Annotated in this window: 15 protein-coding genes and 1 riboswitch; of the genes, 5 read left to right on the top strand and 10 right to left on the bottom strand. The window is 37.5% G+C overall.

Features of this window, described 5'->3' with window-relative positions; genetic code table 11:
- Positions 1-80: 80 nt before the first annotated feature.
- The gene (locus PQG54_RS08885) at positions 81-416 is read right to left on the bottom strand and encodes a hypothetical protein (RefSeq protein ID WP_271790300.1); all 336 of its coding nucleotides are present in this window, start codon (positions 414-416) and stop codon (positions 81-83) included.
- Between the two features lie 8 nt (positions 417-424).
- Entirely contained in the window at positions 425-697 is a 273-nt protein-coding gene (locus PQG54_RS08880) for a hypothetical protein (protein WP_271790299.1), read from the bottom strand.
- Positions 698-848: 151 nt separating this feature from the next.
- Positions 849-1,029: riboswitch (cobalamin riboswitch) on the top strand.
- Positions 1,030-1,129: 100 nt separating this feature from the next.
- Between PQG54_RS08880 and PQG54_RS08875 the strand changes: the two genes are divergently transcribed.
- Complete coding sequence (locus tag PQG54_RS08875) at positions 1,130-2,164, top strand: HoxN/HupN/NixA family nickel/cobalt transporter (RefSeq protein WP_271790298.1); 1,035 nt, start codon at positions 1,130-1,132, stop codon at positions 2,162-2,164.
- A 55-nt stretch (positions 2,165-2,219) separates the two neighbouring features.
- Here PQG54_RS08875 and cobJ read toward each other — a convergent pair whose 3' ends face one another.
- The 7 genes from cobJ to cobW form a co-directional block, all read right to left on the bottom strand.
- On the bottom strand, positions 2,220-2,969 hold the full coding sequence (gene cobJ, locus PQG54_RS08870; protein WP_271790297.1) for a precorrin-3B C(17)-methyltransferase: 750 nt from the start codon (positions 2,967-2,969) through the stop codon (positions 2,220-2,222).
- A gap of 5 nt (positions 2,970-2,974) precedes the next feature.
- Positions 2,975-3,688 carry a precorrin-2 C(20)-methyltransferase gene (locus PQG54_RS08865; protein ID WP_271790296.1) on the bottom strand — a complete coding sequence of 238 codons (714 nt, stop codon included), beginning with the start codon at positions 3,686-3,688 and terminating at the stop codon, positions 2,975-2,977.
- Between the two features lie 4 nt (positions 3,689-3,692).
- Positions 3,693-4,328: a precorrin-8X methylmutase gene (locus PQG54_RS08860; RefSeq protein WP_271790295.1), complete on the bottom strand. Its 636-nt coding sequence runs from the start codon at positions 4,326-4,328 to the stop codon at positions 3,693-3,695.
- Positions 4,329-4,343: 15 nt separating this feature from the next.
- Positions 4,344-5,549, bottom strand: a complete 1,206-nt coding sequence (gene cobG, locus PQG54_RS08855) for a precorrin-3B synthase (protein ID WP_271790294.1) — start codon at positions 5,547-5,549, stop codon at positions 4,344-4,346.
- Between the two features lie 3 nt (positions 5,550-5,552).
- Positions 5,553-8,894, bottom strand: coding sequence for a cobaltochelatase subunit CobN (cobN, locus tag PQG54_RS08850; RefSeq protein ID WP_271790293.1), 3,342 nt, complete (start codon positions 8,892-8,894; stop codon positions 5,553-5,555).
- Between the two features lie 33 nt (positions 8,895-8,927).
- Positions 8,928-9,425 carry a hypothetical protein gene (locus PQG54_RS08845; protein ID WP_271790292.1) on the bottom strand — a complete coding sequence of 166 codons (498 nt, stop codon included), beginning with the start codon at positions 9,423-9,425 and terminating at the stop codon, positions 8,928-8,930.
- A gap of 68 nt (positions 9,426-9,493) precedes the next feature.
- Entirely contained in the window at positions 9,494-10,525 is a 1,032-nt protein-coding gene (cobW, locus tag PQG54_RS08840; protein WP_271790291.1) for a cobalamin biosynthesis protein CobW, read from the bottom strand.
- Between the two features lie 255 nt (positions 10,526-10,780).
- Here cobW and PQG54_RS08835 point away from each other — a divergent pair, with 255 nt between their 5' ends.
- Both PQG54_RS08835 and PQG54_RS08830 read left to right on the top strand, forming a co-directional pair.
- Complete coding sequence (locus PQG54_RS08835) at positions 10,781-11,215, top strand: hypothetical protein (protein WP_271790290.1); 435 nt, start codon at positions 10,781-10,783, stop codon at positions 11,213-11,215.
- Positions 11,216-11,499: 284 nt separating this feature from the next.
- Positions 11,500-12,957, top strand: coding sequence for a carbohydrate porin (locus tag PQG54_RS08830; protein ID WP_271790289.1), 1,458 nt, complete (start codon positions 11,500-11,502; stop codon positions 12,955-12,957).
- Positions 12,958-13,032: 75 nt separating this feature from the next.
- On the opposite strand, the gene PQG54_RS08825 is transcribed toward PQG54_RS08830, so the two are convergent.
- Positions 13,033-13,395 (bottom strand): hypothetical protein, encoded by a 363-nt coding sequence (locus tag PQG54_RS08825; protein WP_271790288.1) that lies wholly within the window; start codon positions 13,393-13,395, stop codon positions 13,033-13,035.
- 521 nt (positions 13,396-13,916) lie between these two features.
- On the opposite strand from PQG54_RS08825, the gene PQG54_RS08820 reads away from it, so the two are divergent.
- Both PQG54_RS08820 and yiaY read left to right on the top strand, forming a co-directional pair.
- Positions 13,917-15,362 (top strand): catalase, encoded by a 1,446-nt coding sequence (locus PQG54_RS08820; protein WP_271790287.1) that lies wholly within the window; start codon positions 13,917-13,919, stop codon positions 15,360-15,362.
- A 112-nt stretch (positions 15,363-15,474) separates the two neighbouring features.
- On the top strand, positions 15,475-16,623 hold the full coding sequence (gene yiaY / locus PQG54_RS08815) for an L-threonine dehydrogenase (RefSeq protein WP_271790286.1): 1,149 nt from the start codon (positions 15,475-15,477) through the stop codon (positions 16,621-16,623).
- Positions 16,624-16,858 lie beyond the last annotated feature (235 nt).

Raw genomic sequence — 16,858 nt, 5'->3', positions numbered from 1 at the left:
CTTTCGAAAGGCCAGTTTTTAAATCAAAATATTTTAGATAGACGAGATTATTTTTTAATAATATTTATTAATCACAAATTTTAATATTGATCTCTAAAACCTCGAGATGTTGGATATTTAGTGAAAAAATATATTTTATTATCTTGAGGAATAGACAAGTTAAATATTCTGATTTTACTATTATATAAAACCAAATCATACTGAGTATAAATTTTCTTTTCGATGCTATCAAGCGACGAAAAGACCATATCTTCAACGATACCATTATATTCAGTAATTAATGTCATTAACTCCTCAGGAAAACAATATTCTAAAAGATTTGCACTATAATAATAGTCAATATCCCCTTCCTTTTGATAATTAATTTTTGCGTAAACTCTTTGCTTAGTTAAATAATATATATAATCTATCATCATCCACTCTTCTATTTACGACATCGGTCAAAACCATCGGCATATTGCGGATTAAATGATAATTTTACAGGATGTTCATCTAAATTTGCTGAGTTATTCCATAGGATATGGTTTGCCACATCATATTTAATCCAACCAATAAAGGTGAAACTCGAATTATCTGATTGTGGAGTGACATCATAAATAACTTGTGCTGTAATCATGCTAGGTTGATCGTCATCAATCAATAAATTGATTTTACTCTTAGTCACTTCATGCACAGGAAAATTACTGCTCCTAACCATTTCAGTTAGATAGCTCTAACAATGTTACAATACTTATCCTGATTGTTGGTTGGCAAGTCATCATTCTATCCTTACTTCAAAACAAACTATTTCATTCATATCACAACCCTAAAAAATCATAATATCCCTATAGTCTTTTAAAATAATAAAGACTATAACCCCATTTGATGGTTCCGTTGGAATAATAGGGAATATAGTGCAAATCTATAGCTGCCCCCGCAACTGTTAATAGTTGGTTATTTCTGTAATCCCACTGGAATATATATTCTGGGAAGGGCGAAATAATGTGTATACTATGAAGTCAGGAGACCTGCCATCATCATTCGTCAACGTGAAACCATTGGGCGGGGTGCCTCGATGGGATAAAAAGATGCCATTATTGCCTCTTTTTTCTTTTCATAATGACATGAACATTACCGTAAGGCATATTTCATGTTTACCGCTATTAAACAACTTTTTGATGAGAGCTCACCGAATTTAAAAGCTCGCATCATCACCATTTATATTATCTTGGCCATTATTAATCTTGGGGCTTGGGTATGGGCATTTATCGCTTTTTATGACAGTCCGACTTTACTTGGCATCTCCTTAACCATTTACTGCCTCGGGTTACGACATGCCGTGGATGCCGATCATATCGCGGCGATTGATAATGTCACCCGAAAATTAATGCAAATGAACCAAAGGCCTGTCTCTGTTGGTTTCTTTTTTGCCATGGGACATTCAACCGTCGTTTTTATTGCCGCAGCCTTGGTTGCGATTGCTGCCAATACATTAAATAATTTTGGCAGTTTTCAAAAATATTCAGCCATCATCGGAACGTTAGTTTCATCGACCTTTTTGCTGATTATTGCGATTATGAATATTTATATTTTTATCTCTATTTATAAAACTTATAAACGCGTCAAAGCAGGCGGCAATTATATTGATGAAGATATGGATCTTTTATTAAATAATCGTGGCTTCTTATCACGACTATTTCGTCCAATGTTTAAACTGGTAACCAAAGGATGGCATATGTTTCCTTTGGGGGTATTATTTGGCCTCAGCTTTGATACCGCAACCGAAGTAGCCATGTTTGGTGTGTCCGCAGCCCAAGCTAGCAAAGGCGTTCCTATTGAATCGATTTTGGTCTTTCCTGTCCTTTTTGCCGCAGGAATGTCTCTGGTGGATACATCTGATGGCATCATGATGCTCAAAGCCTATGATTGGGCTTTTGTGAAACCCATGCGTAAATTATTCTATAATATGTCCATTACATTGGTTTCAATTATTGTCGCTATTTTTATTGGCGGTGTCGAAGCCTTGGGATTACTGGCCGATCAACTGGAATTAACAGGGTTTTTCTGGGATTGGATCAGTGCGCTGGGAAGTAACTTTAATGATTTAGGCTATGCCATTATTGGATTATTTATCATCGCTTGGTTTATTTCTTATGTTGTGTATAAAAGACAAAACATAGAATAATAAAACAACATTTATACAGGATAGAAAAACGCTTTATCCTGTATAAAATAGAAACTCATTTTATTGATCTTGGCGTATAAAACCATGTTTTTTGTTGGGTCGTCAGTAATTGGCTATATCGACTGCCAATTAATACAAGAGTTTGCATATTCCCCATCGAGGCTTTGGCATCTTTCAAATTGGTAATTTCAATATGCTCATTTTCTCTGGAAATAGCCTGACAAAATGCTACAGGAATATCCAAGGGCAATTCTTCTCTTAACAACTCAAAAGCCGTATCTAACTGCCAAGGACGTGCTTTAGACACTGCATTATAAAGCGCAATGACAAAATCAGCCTGAGCAGCCAATCTGAGACGTTTGAGAATAACTTCCCAAGGCTTTAGATTATCCGACAACGAAATCGCACAAAAATCATGTCCTAATGGCGCACCAAGTCGAGAAGCTGCTGCAAACATAGCAGAAATGCCAGGTAAAACCGTCACTTCGGTTTCTTTAAACGATGGATCACCATGGTCAATCGCTTCAAAAACAGCACTGGCCATCGCAAAAACGCCTGCATCGCCAGAGGATACTACACCAACACGATGCCCTTGCTGTGCCAATAATAATGCATGACGCGCACGGTCTAATTCTTCACGATTGTCAGAGCTATGTTTACGAATAGTATCAGGCACCTGAACACGTTGCACATAAGGACCATATCCAACTAAATCGGTTAAATTTGGCAACAGAGTAGCAACCTCAATGGTTAGTAAATTTTGATCCCCAGGACCTAGACCAATAATATAAATATGTCCACTCATCAGCGTTAAGATCCAGCAATCAAAATTAAAGAGAAATACGGCGCTTTAAGTTCTGTGTAGTGTGTTAGAGGCATCATTTTCTCTGCAGCTTGAGTGCCGCGCTCAATATAAATGGCTTTATCAATTAAACCTGTTTCTTGTAAGGCTTGTTTTACTTTGGATAAATTACGTCCCATTTTCATAATCACAGCCGCATTACAAAGACGAAGTTTAGCAATAAGCTCTTCCAAAGGTAATGTCGCAGGCAAAACAGTGAGCGTCTGTTCATATTTCACGATCGGTAATTGAGCCGCGCTCCAACATCCACTCATCGCTGTAATACCTGGGACAATATGCGTCGTATAATTGGGCTGTAATCGTTCTAAAATATACATAGCTGAGCCATATAGCAAAGGATCGCCTTCACATAACAACACAACATCTTGATTTTTTTGTAGATATTGCTCGATCGTTTTTGCTGACTGATCGTAGAATAATGAAATAGTTTGCTTGTATTCATCACTTTGATGAGGAATTTCGGTCGTGATTGGGTATTCAAAACGCAATTCTTGATGATGTGAACTAAGCATATCATCCGCAATTTTTCTCGCGTGACCCACCTCACCTTTTTTAGCAAAATAGGCATAAAGCGTGGTCTGTCGTAAAATTCGTTCTGACTTCCGTGTTACCAACTCAGGATCGCCTGGCCCCATGCCCAGAATATATAAATGCCCACTCATCCCCTTATATTTCCTGTTTCTGTGCCAATGCATTAATCGCAGCTACCGCCATCGCGCTGCCCCCTTGACGGCCTTTAACGATTAAATAGGGAATTTTTCCCCATTCTGCCAAAGCTTCTTTTGATTCCATTGCCCCCACAAAGCCAACAGGAACACCAATAATCGCCGCAGGATATGGGATTTTCTTTGCTTCCAAAAGATTAATAAGATGAAATAAGGTCGTTGGGGCATTTCCGATCACGACCACCGCGCCTTCCAAAGCATCTCCCCATAAATGAATCGCAGCCGCAGAACGCGTATTTTGTAAAGTTTGTGCCAGCATTGGCGTATCAGGGTGGTTTAATGTGCAGATAATTTCATTATTTTTAGATAATCGCCGTTTCGTAATTCCATGCGACACCATCTCTGCATCACAAAAAATCGGTTTGCCTTGCTGTAAAGCATTCTCTGTCGCGGTAATAACCTCTGGATGAAATATAAGTTGTTCCGTGATTTCAATACGACCACAGGCATGAATAATCCGCACAGCAATCCTCGCTTGATCTTCTGTAAATTTGGATAGATTAGCTTCACGACGAATCGTTGCAAAAGATTGCTTATAAATTGCTTGGCCATCATGGATATAGTCATATAAAGACATCAATAACTGCTTTTCTTAATGAGAAGAAAGAAATTCTGTTTGTAGCAAATTGATAATTTCTGTCAATTTGAGATTTTGATAAGACGTTTCTTGATCGGCTTTACCATTAAAGATCAGATTATATCCTTCTTTCGTCGCACAGAGCGTAACAGGATTAATTTGAGGTGAAGCACAGCCTTTGGCGCAGCCAGATATATGAATCATGCTTTTCTGATTTTTCCAAATTGGAACCAAAGAAGAAACAGCGTCCATCGTTTCTTGTTGTCCTTGTATACAAAATGGTTTTCCTGGACATGTTGTCATATACAATCTGGGATCGTCTTGGGTAATGATGAAATCAGAAAGAGCAGACAAAGCCTCTGGAGAACAATGAGGTAAAATAATGCTACGCCATGGTGTAAAGCGAAGAGTTTTATTTCCATATTGATCGGCTATAGCTGCCAGATGTAATAACTGACTTGCCTTCAACAATCCAAAAGGAACCCCTAAATGGACGATTGATGTTGCAGAAAGCTGAGGCGAACCAATTGGTAAAGTAATATGTTGGTGAATATTTATATACTTAATGGTTGGATAGGATAGTTGCTGTAAATAAAGTTGAGCATTGTCTGGGTTTAACAAACGTTTTAACTGATGATCCCTGCAAAATTGTATGATTTCTAAGATGATTTTGACTAAGTCTTTGCGTGAACATTGTATAACTTGTTTGTTCTGCCCAAGTTGAATAATCCAATGCTCCTCATAAAATCGAATATTCACATCTGCGCAAATGTTTTGTAGTCCGTAATGCTCCCGACCATCAATCAGAAAACTAAATTTTCCTGTTAAAGGGTGAATATCTGGATGATCTTGCAATGCTGTGTGTAATTCAACCGCAATGGCATAGGCTTCTGGATTCCGAGAGGGATCAATATCCCACAACGGCGAGATCATAATATTGCGCTTTTCCTCCATCATCGCATCATTTGATCCCAAATGTGCTTTGATAATCCGAGGGATAGCAAGATCAATATTCTGACGTGTAAAGCCACGTAATTGTAAATTCCCTTTTTGGGAAAGGTTTATATATCCATTCCCGTATTGTTCAGATAATTCCGCAATAATCTTTGCTTGTTCGCTGGTAATTGAGGAAAAAAAAGGTTTAATCCTACATAGGAAACCATCACCTGTTTCCATTGGCCTATACAAAGAAGGACACCATCCTCGACGAATATGATTCATGTCTTATTCTTCATCCAAGATCATTGCCACACTGTTTGAACGTGGATGCCATAACCCACGATCTCGTGCTTCTTTAAAACGATTTTGTATGGATTTTTTAGCTTCTGTATTGGCTTGGTCTAAAAAATAATTAACCGTTTCATTGCCCAACGTTGCTTCAAAAACCAAATTAAACTGTTGATCAAAACGGTGGGATAACGTTGCTGCAAAACCAAATAAAGCATCGACTGAACGTGCTATTTCCGCAGCCCCTCGATAATGATGCTTCATCATAAAGTTAATCCAAACAGGATTAGCAACGCGCCCTCGTGTAATACGATTGACCTCTTCCACCAACAATCGGATTTTAGGGGTTTCTGCTTTGGAAGTATCAGCGTGATATAAAGCTGGCCGATTATTAAACAGCTCGGCTGCGGCTGCAAATCCCCCTTCGTGAGCGGCATAATCAGGACTATCTAATAAATCAATTTCAGCATGATCTTGACTATGGAAAAAGGCTTGCGTCGTTTTTAATCGATCAGAAAGCCCTTCTTGGTTATATTCCCCCGCTTTATCTCGACCATAAGCATAGGCAGAGTTCTTTAACCATGATTCACCAAGCTCTTTTTTCTCTTGCCAATTGCCAATCGTTAAAGGTTGCTCAATTCCTGTGCCATAAGTACCCTTAGCCGTACCATAGATACGCGTTAATACATGATGTTTATCTTGATCGGGTGTCGTTTGGTAAAGACCCGCCAAGGGGTTCCATTCCGCAGGTTCTTCTCGTTTTGCAATTGCTTCAACGGTTTGATCAAAATTATTAATTTGTGCTTCGAATGCATCTCTAAAAAAACCTGAAATTCGCAAAGTTACATCTACACGCGGTCGATCCATCTCTGGCAAAGGAATAATCTCTATAGCATGCACTCTGCCTGACGTTGAATCCCATAACGGTTTGGCACCCATCAAAATATAAGCCAAAGCAAGGTCTTCACCACCAGTTCTAAGGTTCGTGCTTCCCCATAAATCAATCACAAGATAACGCAAATGATCGCCATTTTCTTGCATATAACGCAGCAATAATTGTTCGGCTGCTTTTTGCGCCAACAAATAGGCTGTTTGAGTGGGAATAGATCGTGGATCAACTGTGTATAAATTACGCCCTGTTGGTAAAACATCCAACCGTCCACGTGTTGGCGCGCCCGCAGGGCCTGGTGCTATAAACTGCCCTGATAACGTGTTTAACAGAGCCGATTTTTCTTGCTCTGCACATTGGTCAAGTTTTCGTTCAAGTTCATGAATTTTATCAGGCGCATAGGCTTTGATGTTTTCTAAAAGCTGATCTTTTTTGACTGGAGGCATGCCAAAAATATGCAAGCCTTCTCTGATCTGTAAATCTTTCACATCGCATAAATAGGCATCAAGATGGCTTAGCGCAATTTCATCGCCAGTTTCTTGACGGTTAATGCCAGTTTCACTTAGTAACCCGCAAGTTTCCGCCTTATCTAAAATTGCACCAATAAGAAGCTGACTGCGTCTGCGATCCAATCCATCCGCCTCGGCATAATCGTCAATTAGCCGTTCTAATTCCGCTGCCTCGCCACTTAACATCGCTTTATTCACTGGAGGCGTTAAATGACCAATCGTCACAGCACCCAGTCGTCTTTTTGCACATGCAGCTTCACCTGGATTATTGACAATAAAAGGATAAATCACTGGCAACCCACGCAATAAAGCAGCAGGCGCGCAATTCTCCGATAAAGCAGTTGCTTTGCCAGGCAACCACTCCATCGTTCCATGCGTGCCAAGATGAATCATTGCATCAATCTGCTGCTTGTGTCGCAACCATAAGTAAGTGGCTATATATCCATGTGATGGTGGCGTATCTGGATCATGATATAAAATTTTATGATCGGTTAATGTGGCACGTTCAGGTTGAATAGCAATGACAACATTCCCAAGGGTAAAATAACGTAATGTAAAGCACCCATCTTGAACGTTTTCATCATCTTCGATCAGAGGCCAAGCGTTTAAAACGGCGTCTTGAAACGCTATAGGAAGTTCAGAAAAAAGTTGTTTATACTTATCAATCGTTAAAATAACAGAAGCTGCTTTTTGGCATAAACTATCGGTTAACTCGGTGATCGAAAGAATAGGCTCGGAAAGCTCATATTCTTCCTCTTTTAACCATTGTAAAATATAGTACAAGCTGGCAAAACTATCCAATCCCACCGCATGTCCTTCTTGTCCACCAACACCAGGATAATTGGATAAGAATAACGCTATTTTTTTATCTTTGTTTGCTTTCGTGGCAAGGTTCACCCATCCCATCACACGATCAGCAGCCAGTTCAATTCCTGCAGAATAAGGTTCATACTGGATTTGATCGTTTGTCTCTTTTTTGAACCCAATAGCTGTCGTTAATAACTTTCCATCCAACTCTGGCAATACGACCTGCATCGCAAGATCCGTTTGAGACAAACCACGAAAGCTACTTTCCCATAATTCTTTTGTATTTCCTGGTTGTAAAACTTGCAAAACAGGCACGTTTGTTTGTTTGAAAAGTGAGAATTCTGCATCTTGTTGAATAGAGAAATAAGTCGCATTAACGATGACTTTTGGGTTGGTTTTAAGAAAAAAATCTGCAACCCAGCAAGAAACCATTGGATCTTTTAAAGAAGAAATATAAACCCCTTTAATAGTTACATTTTTCTCGGCAAGCTGAGCAGCCAATGCAGCAATGGGCTGAATATTATCGGCCAATAAATGCGTGCGATAAAATACAATAATGACAGTTGGCTGATTTTCTTTTTCGGGCAACAAAAAGGAATATTCACCAACCATTGGTAAATTTTCAGGATCAGCTTGATAGGATTTTTGTACAATATAATGTGTTGTCAGCTGCAAGATATGCGTAAAATTATCAACACCACCTTCATAAAAAAAGCTTTTATATTGCGCTAATAATAAAGGAGGAAGCGTGCAAAGCCTATCTAATTTTGGATCATCATATCCTTCACCGGAAAGAACCAGTAAAGGGATGTGATGAGCTTTACAAGTGGCAACCACTTCCTCGGTGCCATAGCGCCAATATTCAATGCCACCTAACAGCCGAAGGATCACAAATTTTGTTTTTTTTAAGGTCTCTTCAACATAAATATCCACCGACATTGGATGACGAAGCCGCTTTAAAGGCACCAATCGAATGGAAGTATTTTGAAACTGAGGCTTTTTCAAACAATGCGCCATAATAGTCAGATCACTGTCTGAAAAAGATAAAAACAAAATATCCGCTGGCTCGTGTTGCAAATCCTCAGCGGGCGCTTGCTCATCCAAAGTTTTAATTTCACGAACCAGTAAATGCATTAGGGGTCTCTTTTAAAATAATGAGTAATTCGTTTAGAAAAATGTCCAACCTTGAATATTCTCAAATTGAATATATGGTTTTATTTTATCTTCAAGTTCGAAAAGTTTTTTCTGAAACACAGCCTTTGCATCATCCGTTAATTTTTTATATCTTTTCAGTTCAATTTCTAGATAGGCTGAATTTAAGGATTCATATTTTTTTACACGACTTACATAACTTCCGATTTGATTAGTATAATCTAGCATTTCGGATAAAATTTTATGAATACTATCATTTCTCTTGAAAAGAAATTGTGATTCTCGACATGATTTTATTAACTCATATTGACACCTGAGTATTTCCTCAGATTGTTCTTTGGAGCATGCTTGATAACAATTTAATGCTGACACATAAATACCAAAGCGTCTTTCATACAAATCTAGCCTTGTTTTTGCACAAGCTATTTTCATTTGAGTATATGCAACAACAAGAGAACAAAAACCAATTGATACCGTTAAAAAAGCTAAAAACGGAAAAGAATGATTAAGCATTTTCTTCAAAATCCATATGGATAACTCTATAGTTATACATTTTATCATATAATTTTTAGGATATTAATTTATTGCAACGCAGCCTGAATCGCCTCTTGATCGATCCCCGTTTCGCCAATGATAATCAACTTACTCTCACGGCTTTCATCCGCACGCCATGCGCGATCAAAATGGTAATTAAAACGCTGACCTACACCATGGATTTCTAAACGCATGGGTTTATTCGCAATATTCACATAGCCTTTGATACGTAAAATATCATGCGTATTTGCAACTTGGATTAATTTTTGCACAAGACTTTCTGGATTATCCGCAGTTGGGATCGTCACGACAAAGCTTGTGAAATCATCATGCTCATGATCTTCGCCCTCCCCATCATGGTGTGATGGACGAGACTGTAAATCATCTTCTGCGCCAGCATAAATGCCCAAAATAATTTCTGGATCAACTTGTCCATTCGATGCTTGGATAATCTTAACCGCTTTAGGGATTTCTTTTTGAATATCTTGCGTTAATTGTTGGGCTTGTTCTGGCGTAATTAAGTCTATTTTATTTAAAATAACCAAATCAGCAGAACAAAGTTGATCTTCAAACACTTCATGCAAAGGATTATCGTGATCCAAAGAAGGATCAGCCGCCCGTTGCTGTGCCACGGCATCAGGATCATCTGCAAATTGTCCAGACAATACCGCTGGTGAATCAACCAAAGTCACAACCCCATCAACAGTCATTCTGGTTTTAATGCTAGGCCAATTAAAGGCTTTGATTAATGGTTTTGGCAATGCCAAGCCAGAGGTTTCAATGATAATATGTTCTGGTGGATCTTTACGGTCAAGTAAAGCCTCCATCGTTGGCAAAAACTCATCGGCGACTGTGCAACAAATACACCCATTTGCCAATTCCACGATGTTATCTTCGGTGCAGCCAGGAACACCACAATTTTTTAAAATATCCCCATCAATGCCCAAGGAGCCAAATTCATTCACAATAATCGCTATTCTTTTATGCGTTGTTTTTTCCATTAAAGAACGCAACAATGTGGTTTTTCCTGCACCTAGAAAACCAGAAATAATGGTGGCGGGAATACGAGTAGATTGCATCTGTTGATCCTGTCTTTGTCAGTAAAATATTGATCAGTGAAGTTTACTGTTTTTATGTCGGGAATAAAAGAGAGGATTACCATGTAATTTTTAAAGAAACATGTATTCATTATTCTATGGAAAAAATTGCTAACTGCGGTTTTATATTGTTGTTTCACATTATTTTATAGATAGGTAATTTTTTCCCAGTTATATTTACTTTTTAAAATCATTTTCATAAATAAAATCATAACAATCTAACAATTTTCATTTTGGTTGCTTCCTTACAAAACAATTATACAACATAATGATGGAATTATCCCTCGGTCTATCTCTGAAGATCAATTTAATAATATTGACTGGTTTACCCAATATTGCTCTGAAAACTTCTTAAATTCAATTACGTATCTTCCCCCTGAACAACATTGGAACAAAGACATCCTCTTTTTTGGAAACTATGATTCAAATTCTATTACTATTTCGTATGAAGATCATCAAATCCGTGAAATTTATTGCAGAATAGATACTCGATCAACTTATATGGAAATAGTGAATAAGATTAATAATACGATTCAGTTAGGTTCATTGATCGCATTCAATGACTCATTAAAAATTATTGGCAATACAGAGCATTCTTTGCTTGATGCAATCGAAGAGTGTTCTGAATATACTGCAAGATTTTTTAAAGAAAGAATATCAAATATACAATGATTACATTTTCAGAGAAAGCTTTGATATTTATAATCTTACTGGATCAATATTGTAAAACTTCAAAAATTCTTTAACCAGTAAGTATTTAATTTCTTGTTCAAGAAACGATTATATTTATTGCATAAATAGAATGTAATTATAGCAATTATATTACTATAAATAAATATATTTTAAAATTTCAATAAAAGTGATTTGAAGTCAAATATGCAAATGTTACTTTTATAACAAGGGTATTCCTTTATTACTTGCTGCATAAATTAACATTTCATTATGGGTTGATCTGTATGGTTACTAAATATTGTCTGAGAACTGTATATATATATTCTGCTTTTCTATTAAGCTGTCATTTTACTACGAGTGCATTTGCAAAAACAGATTTTGCAACGAATAAAGACAACATAACAGGGGCACAAACTTCCAAAGATAAAGAATCCATTATCAAAAATAATGTTACCCCACCCGCAGAACCCGTACCTTATCATATTGATACAGCCTTTGACCCGGACGAAGAATTATTTTTTACGGGGGCAAATAAATATCTAGAGCAATATGGTGTACAATTTGGGCTGAGCTACATCGGTGAAACCGTCGGTGTGGTTCGTGGTGGTAAGAAAAAAGGGGCTGATTATGCGCACGAAGTTGAATTTGCATTGGATATGGATTGGGACAAATTGATTGGTTGGAAAGGATTTTCAACCCATTTAATTTTAATGAATCTTGCGGGACGAAATGCTAGCACAGATTATGTTGGCGACCCATTCATGCAAGCCCAAGAAATCTATGGCAGCAGTAACGATCGTTTTTTACGCCTATATAATTTATATGCAGAACAAGCATTATGGAATAATAAAATTAACTTAAAAGTAGGACGCTTTAATCCAGGTGATGATTTTGCCGTCAGTCCCTTTGCCTGTGAATATGTTACTGCTTCGACCTGTAATCAGATGACCAGTATGGGTTCACAACAAGGATATTCCGCATGGCCAAACAATGTATGGTCAGGCAGGATAATATATAATTTTTCTGAACAATTTAGCTTTGCAGTTGGCGCATATGAAAGCACCCCCTTTGGTGAAACAGGACAAGGTGGCCCAGCAGGACTATCATGGGGAACGAAACATGCGACAGGCGCCTTTATTCCCGTTGAATTCAGCTATATCTCTAATTTTGGCAAGAAACAATTAAATGGATATTATCATATTGGTGCTGGGTATGATACCACCAAATATGATACTTGGTCATCTCAAGTTTCGGAAACTGGCAAAAGGGACAATGCTTCACAATATTGGATCATGTTTGGACAAATGATCTACAGAAACGACCCAATGGACAATCATGGTTTATATGTCTTAGCCAATTGGAACCATCAGTCTCCGTCTACAAGCAGTTTCAAAGATTTTTATAATATTGGTTTGCTAGATCGTGGTTTTTGGCATGCACGCCCTTATGACCAAATTGGATTTATGATGACCTATTATACCATTCCACGCTCTTTAAGACGCGCACAACGTTATCAAATGTCCCAAGGAACCACCTTTATGGAAAATGGCACGTTCAGCCTATTGAATAATGCCGAAGCCGCACAAACGAATGCTATGGTATTTGAAGTCAACTATGGCGCGGCGGTATATAGAGGAATTAAAGTTATGCCCGTTTTTGAATATTTTCATAAAGTTGGAGCTTACAAAAATTTGTATAATGATGCTGTCGTGCTGGGTGTTCACGTAAACGTTGTCTTTTAATAAAAAGATTGATCTCAACACAATTAAGATAAACAAAATATCATTGTATCTTGTTTATCTTAACTTTTATTTTTGTTATTGGCATTGATTGTTTTCTTGAAATACACTGACTCTACTTTCTAGAACATTCCGTTTTAAATAAGCAGCTCTTTTCAAGCGACCTTTTTTTTGCTCAATTTGTCCAAGTATTAATTTAGTTCCCGTATCATCAGATATATTCGTCGTAGGCGACAAGTAATGTTGACCCACAATTGTAATATTTTTATCGAATAAATGAATTGCCTTTTGATAATGTCCAGTAGCTAACAAATCATTTGCTACTTTCAAATCGGCAAGTATACCAAGGAATTGCTGGCAACTTAACTGTTTTTGTGAGGCTTTGGAAATAACAGATGATTGAGGGAAAGAAGCATTGTGATATATTGCTATATAATCCATGATTATTCCTTTATAAATATAATTTAATATAATCGATTTAGTCTTAACCACTCGACATCTTGCTAATTTAAAATACGCAAGCCATTTTCTGTACTATGGAATCACATTGGTTCCTAATAATGACAAGATAACGTTGCATCTTTATCTTGTATAAAATATTTTCATCCCCACACAACGTGATACTTTACAAAAAAACTATTTTAAAATTTGAATCTCAGTGTGAATTAAACATTAAAACAACTGGAAAATTTATTCATTTTAAATCGTTTTATCAATCATAGGTTGATTCAAAGACAAGAATACTATTTAATCGTAAAAAGATATATTTTATAATAATTGCATGATGGTAATATATAAAATATATTTATTACAGATACATATACAATGATCTTTATCGTGATCGTCAATAATCCATATTTAATTTTTTCGTTTGATTAAATAGAACAAAACTTTATCATCAATGATGTCAAGAAATAATACCGACTGCTTTCTTTATTAAAAACAACCTAAGGAGCATACCAATGAGTAAAAAACTTACAGGTGCCAGTGGTACCCCAATCGCAGATAATCAAAACTCTCGCTCAGCTGGACCCAGAGGCCCAGTCCTTATCGATGATTTTCATTTGATCGAAAAATTAGCACATTTTAACCGTGAAAATATTCCAGAACGTCGTGTCCACGCCAAAGGCGCAGGTGCGCATGGTACATTCACAGTGACCAAAGATATCTCAAAATATACTTCTGCAAAATTATTTGATACAATTGGTAAGAAAACCCCTATTCTCTCACGTTTTTCGACTGTTGGTGGGGAAAGAGGATCTGCAGATACTGCCCGTGATCCCCGTGGATTTTCGCTTAAATTTTATACCGAAGAAGGCAACTGGGATATTGTTGGAAACAACACGCCTGTATTCTTTATTCGTGACGCGATTAAATTTCCAGACTTCATCCATACACAAAAAAGAGTGCCTCAAACAAATCTCAAAGATCCGAATATGATGTGGGATTTCTTCTCTCTCTCCCCCGAAGCATTACACCAAGTCACGATCCTATTCTCTGATCGTGGGATTCCTGATGGGTTCAGATTTATGCATGGTTACGGCAGCCATACCTATAGTTTGATTAACAAAGACGGTGTTAGAACATGGGTGAAATGGCATTTTAGAACACAACAAGGCATCAAAAACCTTGATCCCAAAAAAGCCGCCGAATTAGATGGTAGCAACCCTGATTACGCGACTGAAGACTTGTTTAACGCCATTGAAAAGGGTGATTATCCAAAATGGGGTGTCTATATTCAAATTATGACAGAAGAACAAGCAAAAAATCACAAAGATAATCCTTTTGACGTGACCAAAGTATGGTCTCAAAGAGAATTTCCTTTGCATGAGGTTGGTTTTTTTGAATTAAACCGTAACCCAGAAAATTATTTTGCCGAGATCGAGCAAGCTGCCTTTGCACCAAGCAATGTAATTCCGGGCACAGGCCTTTCCCCTGATAAAATGCTTCAAGGTCGTGTATTTGCTTATGCGGATGCTCAACGTTATCGTATTGGTACCAATTACCAACAATTACCAATTAACGCGCCCAAATGCCCTTATGCAAATTATCAACGTGATGGTGCAATGCGTTTTGATAGCAATGGTGGTTCAAGCTTGAATTACGAGCCAAACAGCGACCCCAATGCCCCTAAACAAACCAATGATCCAAATCCATTATTTCCTGCTGATCTTTCTGGGGCAGCTGGTATCTATGACAACAGAACTGATGGCGATTACTATAGTTATCCCGCAGCATTATTTAAATTAATGAATGCAGATCAAAAAGAACTGCTGATCAATAATATTGCTGAGTCTTTGCAATCAGTTAAAAAAGAAACTGTGGAACGTGTGTTGGCACATTTTGTAAAAATTGATCCAGAATATGGCAATGGCATTGCAAAAAAACTGAACATAACACTTAAATAATTATCGTCTATATTAGAATATACGAATCAAATTTTCGTATATTCTATAAAATTATCAAAAAATGTTGTATGATTACTACGTAACTTAGATAAATTACAAAGGACAAATATCTATGAGTACCACATTTTTTATCCCTTCAGTCAACGTTATTGGGGAAAATGCTTTAAGCGATGCTGTGCCACATATCCAAGGTTACGGCTTTAAACACGGGTTAATCGTGACAGATATTTTCATGAATAAATCTGGTGCGGCACAACAAGTTTCTGACTTGCTTGGAAAAGTAGGCATTAAAACATCCATCTATGATGGAACCAACCCAAACCCAACCGTAACAAATGTGAATGATGGGCTAAAAATCCTTAAAGCAAATAACTGTGATTTTGTTATTTCTCTTGGGGGTGGATCACCTCACGATTGTGCAAAAGGAATCGCTCTTCTTGCAACAAATGGTGGGGAAATCAAAGATTATGAAGGTCTAGACGTTCCCAAGAAACCTCAACTCCCACTTGTCTCGATCAACACAACTGCTGGCACTGCCAGTGAAATTACTCGTTTCTGTATTATTACTGATGAAGTGCGCCATATTAAAATGGCAATTGTGACTTCTCAGGTCACCCCTATTTTATCTGTGAATGATCCTGCACTAATGGCTGGTATGCCTGCTGGGCTGACTGCTGCGACGGGTATGGATGCATTAACCCATGCTGTGGAAGCTTATGTTTCTATTGCTGCATCCCCAATTACTGATGCTTGTGCATTAAAAGCAGCCACTTTGATTTCTGAAAACCTACGCACCGCTGTTAAAGACGGCAAAAATATGGTTGCACGTGAAAACATGGCTTATGCACAATTATTAGCTGGTATGGCATTTAACAATGCTTCATTGGGCTATGTTCATGCGATGGCTCACCAATTAGGTGGCTTTTATGGTCTTCCTCATGGTGTGTGCAATGCGGTTCTTCTTCCTCATGTTGAAGAATATAACGCACCAAAATGTGCTGGTCGTCTAAAAGACATCGCAGCAGCAATGGGTGTGAATGTTGATAATATGAATGACGAAGAAGGGGCAAAAGCTTGTATTGCCGCTATTCGTGCATTATCAAAAGATGTCAATATTCCCGCAAACTTGACCGAACTTAAGGTTAAAGCAGAAGATATTCCAACATTGGCAACAAACGCATTAAAAGATGCTTGTGCTGTTACGAACCCTCGTGTTGGTAACCAAGCTGAAGTTGAAGCAATCTTCAAATCTGCGATGTAATTTTTAATTGCTTGAGTTAGTAAAAAGCGTCATATTCGAGAGAGTATGGCGTTTTTTATCATTCGAAATTTAAAATATTAACTTCTTTAGCAAGTTCATTGAACAGCTATTTTCTATATTTATCGAACAACTTACCTTACTTTGATATATCTTAATAATATATATTCTCAGCTTCTAGTGATACAGAATCATCACTTCTGAAATCAGCTATAAAATGATGGCAATTTTTACTCCA

It is taken from the genome of Commensalibacter communis (assembly GCF_947179015.1).
GTDB classification, from domain to species: domain Bacteria; phylum Pseudomonadota; class Alphaproteobacteria; order Acetobacterales; family Acetobacteraceae; genus Commensalibacter; species Commensalibacter communis.
The sequence above is the reverse complement of the archived record's forward strand: the minus strand, read 5'-3'. Positions and strand labels throughout refer to the sequence as shown.

Excerpts from the sequence above, each read along its gene's own strand:
- PQG54_RS08885 (WP_271790300.1), bottom strand. The coding sequence starts at position 416 with ATGATGATAGATTATATATATTATTTAACTAAGCAAAGAGTTTACGCA.
- PQG54_RS08880 (WP_271790299.1), bottom strand. The coding sequence starts at position 697 with ATGGTTAGGAGCAGTAATTTTCCTGTGCATGAAGTGACTAAGAGTAAA.
- PQG54_RS08875 (WP_271790298.1), top strand. The coding sequence starts at position 1,130 with ATGTTTACCGCTATTAAACAACTTTTTGATGAGAGCTCACCGAATTTA.
- cobJ (WP_271790297.1), bottom strand. The coding sequence starts at position 2,969 with ATGAGTGGACATATTTATATTATTGGTCTAGGTCCTGGGGATCAAAAT.
- PQG54_RS08865 (WP_271790296.1), bottom strand. The coding sequence starts at position 3,688 with ATGAGTGGGCATTTATATATTCTGGGCATGGGGCCAGGCGATCCTGAG.
- PQG54_RS08860 (WP_271790295.1), bottom strand. The coding sequence starts at position 4,328 with ATGTCTTTATATGACTATATCCATGATGGCCAAGCAATTTATAAGCAA.
- cobG (WP_271790294.1), bottom strand. The coding sequence starts at position 5,549 with ATGAATCATATTCGTCGAGGATGGTGTCCTTCTTTGTATAGGCCAATG.
- cobN (WP_271790293.1), bottom strand. The coding sequence starts at position 8,894 with ATGCATTTACTGGTTCGTGAAATTAAAACTTTGGATGAGCAAGCGCCC.
- PQG54_RS08845 (WP_271790292.1), bottom strand. The coding sequence starts at position 9,425 with ATGCTTAATCATTCTTTTCCGTTTTTAGCTTTTTTAACGGTATCAATT.
- cobW (WP_271790291.1), bottom strand. The coding sequence starts at position 10,525 with ATGCAATCTACTCGTATTCCCGCCACCATTATTTCTGGTTTTCTAGGT.
- PQG54_RS08830 (WP_271790289.1), top strand. The coding sequence starts at position 11,500 with ATGGTTACTAAATATTGTCTGAGAACTGTATATATATATTCTGCTTTT.
- PQG54_RS08825 (WP_271790288.1), bottom strand. The coding sequence starts at position 13,395 with ATGGATTATATAGCAATATATCACAATGCTTCTTTCCCTCAATCATCT.
- PQG54_RS08820 (WP_271790287.1), top strand. The coding sequence starts at position 13,917 with ATGAGTAAAAAACTTACAGGTGCCAGTGGTACCCCAATCGCAGATAAT.
- yiaY (WP_271790286.1), top strand. The coding sequence starts at position 15,475 with ATGAGTACCACATTTTTTATCCCTTCAGTCAACGTTATTGGGGAAAAT.